The following is a 9047-nucleotide window of genomic DNA, read 5'->3' on the forward strand; positions in this document are numbered from 1 at the left end:
GAGGTATACTAGCGCTGTGTTTGAGCTATTGCTCCCGGTTGCTCTGGGAATGTTGGGCGGCGGGATTGGGCTAGCACTCGCGGGTCGGATGCGTCGCAATCGGCAGGTGGTGCTGGAGGAAGCCGATGCGCTCCAGGCACAGGGAAAGTTTCGCGCCGCCGCAAGCTCGCTGGAGCAGGCTTTGAAAAGTGCCACCATCGCTGAGGCTGCCTTTGTTGCCGAGGCACGCTACCGGCTCTGTGGACTCTATGTGGCACTCGGGCAGTGGCAGCTGGCGGAGCAGGTCTGTCACGAGCTACTGGAGTCCGGCTCTGAGCTGGGGCTTTCGGGGAAACACGATGTTCTCCGGCATCTGGCACGCAGCCTTGATGCGCAAGGTCAGAGCGAGGCGGCGACCGCCGCCCGCGCACAGGCCGACAGCCTCGTCGAGCAGATTCCCGACACCGCCTACCGGCTCTTTGCACGTCAGGAGCGCCTGGTTCGTCACGGCCAGTACCGCGAAGCGCTTGCCCTCCAAGAAGAGCTTCTCACGAGCTACCCGGAGCGTGTCTCCGTGGAGACACTGCTCTGCTACACCGCTTTTACCGCACAACACGCAGGCTATCCCCAGGATGCTCTGCGCTATGTGGGTAAGGCGCTGGCTCGCCCCCAGCTTCCTGTCACGCTGCAATGGGAGGCGCACCGTGTGGGCTACCACGCCGCCGAGGCCCAGCACGACTGGCACCAGATGCTAGAACGTGCGCGCGCGCTGAAAAATCTCGCGGACGAGCCACGTTCACGCCGCTACTTGGCTAATGCACTACTGCTCAACAACCATCTTGAGGAGTCGGCGATGCTCCTGACAGACGAGGATATTGGGCTAAAAATCACCCTTGCTCGTCTGCAACATGACTTTGTCGTTGCGCGGCGCGACATCGAACGCGCTCCCCTGGGAACACAGACCACGCTACTGCAGGCGGCAATCGAGCTGGAGGCAGGTGAGGGAGCCCGTGCACTCGCAGCACTGGAGACAATCCAGGAACCCTCTGCGCTTTACCGGGCGCGCCGGGCCTGGGCGCTCTCTCTGCTGGGAATCCCCGAAGTGCCTCCTGATCCTGCTGATGATACTCAGCAGCTCGAAGCGTGTGCTCAGGCACACTGGCATCAGGGCGCACAGAAGGCGGCCCTCGCCGTCCAGGAGCGCCTGCTCCAGCAGCCCCTCGCCCCCGCATTCCGCACTTACCACGAAGCGGTTCTTAAGCAATGGAAAATCATACTCTAACAGCCGCCTACGCCGCTGCGGCACGTCTCAGTCATGCAGGAAAGCTAGAGGAAGCGCTCGTGCTTCTGGAGCCGCACCTGTCTGCCCCCAATACTGATGCCGATATCAAGCCCAGCGACGAGTTTCATAGTGCGCTCCTGCTCCTTGCCTCCCTCGACCTGGATCTGGAGAGGCTCAGTGCATCTGAGAAGCTGCTTAGCGCCGCTCTGAGCACGGCCACTCCGGCGCAGGCAGTGGATCTCCATCTGCTACGGGGCAACCTCTACGACGCGCGTGGCCATGTGCGCAAAGCCGCTACGGAGCGCGCTGCGGCACTTCAGGCAGCGAAGTCACTCGACGAGCCGATTCGACTTCTCGTTCAGGTTCTGTGCAGTCAGGCCAGCAACGACTTTGAGGCTGTCTACAAGCTCGCGCTGGAAGGAATCGCCGTAGGAAGCACGAGCCACCCACACCAGGTCGTGCGCTTCCAACACCTGGCCGCCTTTGCCGCGTACAACATTGGCCGCTACGAAGATGCTCTGCTCTGGGTAACAAAGACCATCGTCCATCCGCAGGCAACCCGAAGCCAACAAACGGACTGCTTACGGCTGAAATCGCTGTGCGTCTCGCTTGAGGGCAGGCACGACGAGGGCCTGGAGCACCTCAAAGCGGCGACCTACATCGCCCGCACGGGAGCAAGCTGGGAGTACGCGACCCACCTAGCGCTCGACACAGCCCGCCGCCTTCTCTTGCTGGGACGCCTCACGGATGCCGATGACTTGGCGCAAGAAGTGCTTGTGCGCTTCCCCACCACCATCCGCGAGATTAGCCTACTCAGAGCCACTATCGCTCTGACACGCGGCGAGCTAGGCAAAGCCCACGAGGCACTCGACATGGCAACCCGTTCCTCAAAGCGCCGGGGAGACCGTGAGCTACTGATCTTTGCTCTGGCACGGGAAGAAGGCCACTACCCTGAGGCATTAAGTGCGCTAGAGAGCCTGCTTCAGCACACAACTTGCGCCCCCCTGGTCTACCAGCTCCGCCTTCAGCGTAGCCCCGTTCTGTGGCAGTGCGGCCAGACTTCCGAAGCCGAGAAAGAGCAGGCGGAGCTTACTAGTCAGTTCACTGAGAGTCTCCCCCGAGAGATCCAAGCGGCTTTCTATCGGATGGAAGCAAAACTTTCCTACCTACGTGAGGATTGGGTAGCAGGAATTGTAAAGTGGAAACAAGTGCTCCGGCTGGAGCCCCATCCTGTGAACCAGCCCGAAAACTGGACCCTGCTCGGGGATGGCTACGCACAGCTAGGGGAAAGTGCAGCAGCGCACTTCGCCTGGGACAGGGCGGCGGCGCAACCCGTGGAATCCATCTGGGTGCGCCGCGCCAAAGAGCGTCTGGAAGCGAGCTAGAACTTACGCCCCACTTAGAACTTACGCCCCACTCCGAGCTGGAAATCGTTTCGTCCACTGAGATAGGTGAGCTGTGCCTGAACAAAGAACGGGCCATCAATACTAGTCCCTGCCAGAAGCTTCATCCCGACGGTGTTACGGGTCGTTTTTGGTGTCTGTGGAAAGCTATCCGTGCGTTGATCACGGTAGAGCCCCAAACCAAAACCGTAGAAAGAGCCAACACCGGCCTTATCCGTCAGGTGAAAAACCCGTGCCAGCCCGAGACCGACAACATCCTCATTAATAACACGCGGCAACACTTCCACAGGACGCTCAACAATATGGAAAGCATCCAGGAATACCTGCAGGGATCCATCCCGGCTGATATCTTTGGCCACGCCCAGTGCCGAAAATGCCTGCTTCCCTAGCTCATAGTCGCGGTTGCCCAAGCTTGGCCCGACCCAGACACGAAAACCCGGAGCCTGATTTCCTTGAGCGACTGCTCCACTCACGAGAGTTCCCAGCAAAAGTGCCAACACAACTAGTCGTTTTTCCATACAATTACTTCCTTCATAAAGCGCTCTGGAGTTGAGCCTTCTGTCTCTGATTATACATCGGCAAGTGTCCCTAGAATTTGCAGCCCCCTGGAAATGCCGATATAATGCCCCTTGCACCCGGCGGTCGGATATCGTCGGGTTTTGCCTTGAAAGGACACTACTGTCATGCGTGAAGGAATCCACCCGGACTACCGACTCGTCGTTTTTAAAGATGCTTCCAGCGAATTTTCTTTCCTCGCGGGCTCGACCCTCAAGACCGAGCGAACCACAACCTGGACCGATGGAAAAGATTATCCTCTGTATGTCGCCGAAATTACCTCGGACACTCACCCCTTCTTTACTGGAAAACAGAAGATTCTGGACAGCGAAGGTCGCGTTGAGAAGTTCCAGTCTAAGTTCGCCAAGTTCCTGAAGAAGTAACGACGAACTATGGCAGATTTGTATGGGGGTCAGGCGGTCATCGAGGGCGTGATGATGCGCGGCCCCCATCACTTTGCCGTCGCCGCTCGCCGCGCCAGTGGCGAGATCGCGCTCACGTGTGAGCCTGTTCCGAAGATTTTGCGCCCCGCCTGGCAAAAGCTCCCGTTTCTTCGCGGCGGCTTCTCTCTTGTGGATGCGATGACGCTGGGCACGAAGTCTCTCTTCTGGGCGGCCAAGATCGCCGAAGAAGACACCCGCATCCCTGTATCCTCCCTGGATGAAGTCGTTCCCGATAGCCAAATTGCCCCCACCGAGGGTGTCGTTGCGGTGAAGCAACCCGGTGGCGTCAGCGACACGCTTATTGGCGGTGCGATGATCACAGGGCTCGTCTTTGCTGTCTTTCTCTTTAAGATCCTTCCCCAATTTGGGATCGAAGCACTCAAGAAAACCACGTCTCTGCATGGCTATCAGCTCGGGATGGTGGATTTTGTGGTACGCTTTTCGATCTTCACCATCTATATCTTGCTGATCGCACGGATGCACCATGTCTACCGGGTGTTTCAGTACCACGGTGCCGAGCATAAAGCCATCAATGCGCTGGAGGCGGGAAAAGAGCTGACGGTCGCCAATGTGCGTGAGGCAAGCCGCCTGCACCCGCGCTGTGGAACCTCGTTTCTGGTGATCGTGATCTTTCTCTCGGTGCTCGCTGTCGCGTTTTTCTACGACCGCCCGCTCTGGCAGCGCATTCTGATTCAGCTTGCGATGGTCTTTCCCGTCGCAGGTGTCGCGTTTGAGCTGCTGCGCATCGCAGGAAAATTTCGCAGCAACCCGATCATGGCCGCTTTCTCTCGCCCGGGGATGTGGACACAGCTTCTCACCACGCGCGAGCCCGATGACAGCCAGATAGAAGTCTCTATTGCCTCGCTAAACGCCGCAATGGCCGCAGAATCTGCCGTAAGCGGAAACGCTTCGGAAACGCAGATAGGGTAGCATAGGGCCATGCCTGCCCTCTCTGAACGCATGGACTGGTCTCCGGAGATTACCTACGTCATCGGTCACCAGCGCCCCGACACCGATGCCATTGCGTCTGCACTGGGCTACGCGTGGCTTCTCTCACAAGACACAACGGAGAAGTTCCAGGCGGCGCGCGCCGGGCAGCCTTCGGAGCAGGCACGCTATGCGCTCCGCCGCTATGGGCAAGACGTCCCTACCCTGCTCTCGGAAGCCTCCCCCACTTTTGGACATATTTTAGAGCGCACTCCCACCGTCGCCGCCGACGCGCCTCTCACGGAGGCGCTCGCCCAGCTTGCGGCGGGCCAGAGTGCGGTTCCGATCACCCTGCCTAATGGTCGCCCCTGCGGACTGGTCTCGCCCCTAGCGCTCGCGAGGGCACTTGCCGTGGGTAATCTAGAGTCGCGCACCTGCGGAACACTGGCAGAGATCGTGCCGATGGTACGCCTACGTGATCGCCTCTCAGATCACAAGGGAACCCTCCTGCGTGCAGAATCAAGCCGCTTTATTGTCCAAGACGATCAGGGGCGCTATGTGGGGCTGGCGGCACAAAAAGCACTCCTCCACCCACCGCGCGCCCGACTGATCTTAGTGGACCACAACGAGCTGGGCCAAGCCGTGCCCGGTGCCGATGAAGCGGAGATTGTTGGGGTTTTGGACCACCACCGGCTCGGGAACCCGCCCACTCCTGCCCCGATTCCCTTTATGGTTGATCCCGTGGGCAGCACGTCCACTCTGGTCGCCGAGCAGTGTCGCGCCCGTCGGATCACCCCGCCGCGCGCACTCGCCGGAATGCTGCTCTCGGGGATTCTCTCCGACACCCTGGTCTTCCGATCCCCCACCAGCACCCCACGCGATGAGGCCATGGCAAGCTGGCTGGGTGGTGTTGCCCGCGTGGATGTGGCGCTCTACGGCGAGGAGCTGCTCAGCGCCGCGCCCGGGCTCTCGTCGCGCACCGCCGAAGACATCGTGGACTCGGACCGCAAGACCTACGTGATGGCCCAGCAGCTTGTCAGTATCGGCCAGGTCGAGGTGAGTAGTCTGCGCGAGCTCCCGGAGCGACAAGAGGAGCTGCTGGATGCCATGACCATCCGCCGCGTCCGTGAGGGCCACGCGCTTGTCTGCCTGATGGTGACCGATGTGATTGATGGCGTGAGCCGCTTGCTGGTTGTCGGCGAGCGCACGATGGTGGACGTGCTCCCCTTCGCCCGCGTCAACGCCACCGAGTTCGATCTAGGCCACGTCGTCTCGCGCAAGAAACAGCTCGTTCCCACGCTTCAGGCCAGCATCGAGCAGTAGCCTCTTGCGTTGCTAACCTTCTTCTAGGAGCTTCTTGAGCGCCAACAGCTCGTAGAGGTGCGCCTGGTCTTTGGGGCGGTTGGCGGCGCGTTTCATGGCGATGAGATCGTCAATCGAGGCCACTTGGACAGTGAACTCGCCGAGGCTCATTTCCAAGGAGCGCTCCCACAGCCCCTCAAACGAGTCCGCTCCATCGGGCACCGCGAGGAGATCAACCTCACCCAAATCGGTCTGAAGTGTTAGGTTTTGGACATTGCGAAAGGTGAACTCGTCCAGGATAAACGGAAGATCATCGGGAATGCCACGAAGCCGGGCATGGTGACTCGCAAGTACCTGCGCAAGCGCCTTCAGGTTCTCACGATCCCGCGCATAGCTCACATCCACATCTTGGGTGATATGCGCACAGCCGTGCAGGCGCATGGCGATTCCACCAATGACGACAAAACGCACACTGGCATCGTGGAGGACTCTAAGAATTGCTTCCAGGTCTGTGGGTAACATGTGCCCCTCTTGGGATTGTCATCAAAACGTGCTGGAGTTTTGCTAGTCGCTCACGCGGTGTCAGCTTCAGGTTCTCCTTGAGCAGAGATAAATCCACCCCATTTTCGTCCTGATCGCCATACGGGTGCGCCGCAAGCCACGCCAGCACCTGCTCCTGTGAGTTGGTTTCCATACGCTGATTGTATCCCACGCGCCGAGTCCCGCCGGTTGGAGCGGCAGGACGGGAGAGCGCTTCGCGCTACAAAGGCCGCTTCGGGCCATACCGAACTCCGGATTCTTATGGGCGGCACGCCCTTTGCAGCCGAAGGCTCTTCAGCACCGCCGCTCTAACCGGCGGTGTCCGCTTTCCGAGTGCGCGGCTTGTACTCGCTGGTCTTCTTCAGCCCGACCGCCGCCAGCTCGTTGGAGTCCTTACCGTACTGCGCCGCGACTTGGGTGTGAATCGTGGTTCGTGCCTTGCGAAGCAGCCCTCCTGAGTGATTCAGGAATCCGCTCCCATTCACCATTCTTAAGGGATGCTCTAACCAATTCGACACGAACAGACTCAAGCTCGGCATCTAATCGAAAAGTCCACAAGAAATTCACAAAACTCATTTCTCTCCGCACTCATCGCAACGAAACTTATTTTCCTGCCGTGCTGTACTTCACGTTTTGCAGAACCCGGAGCTGGTAGATGGTCAGGCTGACGAGCACGAGGCCCATCATCCAGGCGGCGGCGGTGGCGTAGCCGAACTTGAGGAACATGAAGGCGTTGTACCAGATCTCCAGCCCGATGGTGTGCGTGGCGTAGTCCGGACCGCCTGCGGTCTGGACGAGCACGGGTTCCATGATCTTGAAAGCCCCGATGGTCGCGCCCACGAGATTGATGATAATCAGCGGGGAGAGCGTAGGCAGCGTGATGCGCCAGATCTTGGTGAGCACGCCCGCGCCGTCGAGGTCCGCCGCCTCGTACATCTCATCGGGGATGCCTTGCAGTGCCGCCAGATAGATAATGCTCCCCGGCCCCGCTCCCGCCCAGATCAGCGGCAAGACAACCGCGAACTTGGCCTGCGCCGGGTCTTGCAGCCACTTCTGCGGCTCGATATGAAACACGGAGAGCAGGGCGTTGGCGAAACCCTGCGGGCTGGCGTCGAAGAACTGCTTCCAGAGCATCGCGACAATCACGCTGGTGGTGACGGCAGGCAGGTAGTAGAGTACCCGGTAGATAACTTTCCCCTTGGGAATCTCATTGAGCATCAGCGCCAGAATAATCGGGAGCATAAACCCCAAGCCCAGCAGCCAGCCGGTGAAGGCGAAGGCGTTGTAAAAACCCTTCCAAAAAGTCTCCTGAGTCGCCGCCTCGATAAAGTTATCCAGCCCGATCCACTTCGAGTCGCCCAGAATGCGGTAGTCCTGAAAGGCCATGACCATGCCCTTGAGCAAGGGGAAATAGGCCCAGAGTGCCACCGAGAAGACGGCGGGAAGCATGAACGCCCAGGCTGCGAGGTGCGTGCGTAGCGGCAGCTTGCTCCCCGCCGCACTCGCTGTGGCTAGCTTTCGGCCACGCCACGTCTGCATTAAGACGCGCCCCAGCAGCACTGTGAGGAGCGCCAGGATCACGCCCGCGATCCCACTCGCAACCGTCCGGCGCTGCGCCACGGTGGCGGGGTCGGCGTAGTTCAGGAGCTTCGAGTTGACTTTTTGCTCCGCCGCACTCAGAATCTGCTTGATCGAGCGATCGGGGTAGAGTGTCGCCTGATCCAGTGGCTCGTCCAGAAGCTTGTAGATAAACGCCATGTTCGGCCCGGCGGGCTCTGGCTTACCCGAGGCAAAGAGCGCCTCCTGCGACTCCAGCCACGGACGCGCCGATGCCGTGATGAACTCCTCATAACCCCATTTTTTCAGCTCTTTCGGGTTGACCAATTGCCCTAGCCCGTTCTCCACATAGGCCTGCACACGAATCTTACTGGCCTCTTCGCTGGCCATAAAGTTCACAAAATCGTAGCAGGCTTGAAGCTTCTTTTCGTCTTTGACGGAAGCATTTATCCCCCACATTGAGGCATTGAGCTCGTTGCCTCGTAGCCCCGTCGGGCCTTTGGGCAGCGGGGCGATCCCGATCAGCGAGGGGTTCAGATCAAAGGAGTTCATGTTGGTCAGGTCATCGCTCTGGTAGCTAAACCACATGGCAAGCTTCCCTGTCGAGATGTCCTGCGAGCGTGTTGTGGACTTAGTGCTCACACCTTTTGTCGTCATCAGTTTCCGATAGAACGCCAGCGCCTTCTCTCCCGCCTCGGAGTTGAAGTCGGCCACGTATTGCCCTTTCTCGTTTTGTCGCGTGACATCGCCGCCCGCCGCGTAGAGAAAGTTAATCCAGTACCAGCTCCCGTCTGAGGGAGGAAACGTAAAGCCCCACTGCCCTTTTTTCTCATCGTAGAGCTTCTGGCAGTAGCTGTAGAACTCATCCCAAGTCTGCGGCGCACGATTCGGATCGAGCCCAGCCTCGCGGAAGAGATCTTTTCGGTAGTAGAGTGCCTGCACAAACTGGGCGTACGGCACGGAGTACACGTGCCCGTCAACGCTCAGCTCTTTCTTCAGATTCGGATGCACGCGCGTCAGCGTGTCAGGGTATTTTTTTAACAAGCCATCCAGCGGCTG

General features: G+C 59.4%; 10 protein-coding genes. 5 read left to right on the forward strand and 5 right to left on the reverse strand.

Annotated elements, in window-relative coordinates; translation table 11 throughout:
* Positions 1–16 precede the first annotated feature (16 nt).
* Together ACH2EH_RS20475 and ACH2EH_RS20480 are read left to right on the forward strand one after the other, a co-directional pair.
* The gene (locus ACH2EH_RS20475) at positions 17–1261 is read left to right on the forward strand and encodes a tetratricopeptide repeat protein (RefSeq protein ID WP_395144618.1); all 1245 of its coding nucleotides are present in this window, start codon (positions 17–19) and stop codon (positions 1259–1261) included.
* Positions 1243–2646, forward strand: coding sequence for a hypothetical protein (locus tag ACH2EH_RS20480; RefSeq protein WP_395144619.1), 1404 nt, complete (start codon positions 1243–1245; stop codon positions 2644–2646). Before ACH2EH_RS20475 ends, ACH2EH_RS20480 begins: the two co-directional genes overlap by 19 nt.
* 14 nt (positions 2647–2660) lie before the next feature.
* Here ACH2EH_RS20480 and ACH2EH_RS20485 read toward each other — a convergent pair whose 3' ends face one another.
* Positions 2661–3182, reverse strand: a complete 522-nt coding sequence (locus ACH2EH_RS20485; protein WP_395144621.1) for a hypothetical protein — start codon at positions 3180–3182, stop codon at positions 2661–2663.
* Positions 3183–3347: 165 nt separating this feature from the next.
* On the opposite strand from ACH2EH_RS20485, the gene ACH2EH_RS20490 reads away from it, so the two are divergent.
* From ACH2EH_RS20490 to ACH2EH_RS20500, 3 genes are read left to right on the forward strand one after another with little or no spacing between them, the layout of a single operon-like run.
* A complete protein-coding gene (locus tag ACH2EH_RS20490; RefSeq protein ID WP_309697463.1) occupies positions 3348–3602 on the forward strand; it encodes a type B 50S ribosomal protein L31 in 255 nt (84 codons plus the stop codon).
* Positions 3603–3611: 9 nt separating this feature from the next.
* A complete protein-coding gene (locus ACH2EH_RS20495; protein ID WP_395144622.1) occupies positions 3612–4592 on the forward strand; it encodes a DUF1385 domain-containing protein in 981 nt (326 codons plus the stop codon).
* A 9-nt stretch (positions 4593–4601) separates the two neighbouring features.
* Positions 4602–5912 (forward strand): DHHA2 domain-containing protein, encoded by a 1311-nt coding sequence (locus tag ACH2EH_RS20500; RefSeq protein WP_395144624.1) that lies wholly within the window; start codon positions 4602–4604, stop codon positions 5910–5912.
* 12 nt (positions 5913–5924) lie between these two features.
* On the opposite strand, the gene ACH2EH_RS20505 is transcribed toward ACH2EH_RS20500, so the two are convergent.
* The 4 genes from ACH2EH_RS20505 to ACH2EH_RS20520 form a co-directional block, all read right to left on the reverse strand.
* The gene (locus ACH2EH_RS20505; RefSeq protein ID WP_395144625.1) at positions 5925–6413 is read right to left on the reverse strand and encodes a hypothetical protein; all 489 of its coding nucleotides are present in this window, start codon (positions 6411–6413) and stop codon (positions 5925–5927) included.
* Positions 6382–6585: a hypothetical protein gene (locus tag ACH2EH_RS20510; protein WP_395144627.1), complete on the reverse strand. Its 204-nt coding sequence runs from the start codon at positions 6583–6585 to the stop codon at positions 6382–6384. The genes ACH2EH_RS20505 and ACH2EH_RS20510 overlap by 32 nt, the downstream gene beginning before the upstream one ends.
* Positions 6586–6739: 154 nt before the next feature.
* Positions 6740–6919, reverse strand: coding sequence for a hypothetical protein (locus ACH2EH_RS20515; protein ID WP_395144629.1), 180 nt, complete (start codon positions 6917–6919; stop codon positions 6740–6742).
* Positions 6920–7034: 115 nt separating this feature from the next.
* A partial coding sequence (locus ACH2EH_RS20520) for an extracellular solute-binding protein (protein ID WP_395144631.1) occupies positions 7035–9047 on the reverse strand: 2013 nt, incomplete at its 5' end.

The organism is Armatimonas sp. (assembly GCF_043760365.1).
GTDB lineage: Bacteria > Armatimonadota > Armatimonadia > Armatimonadales > Armatimonadaceae > Armatimonas.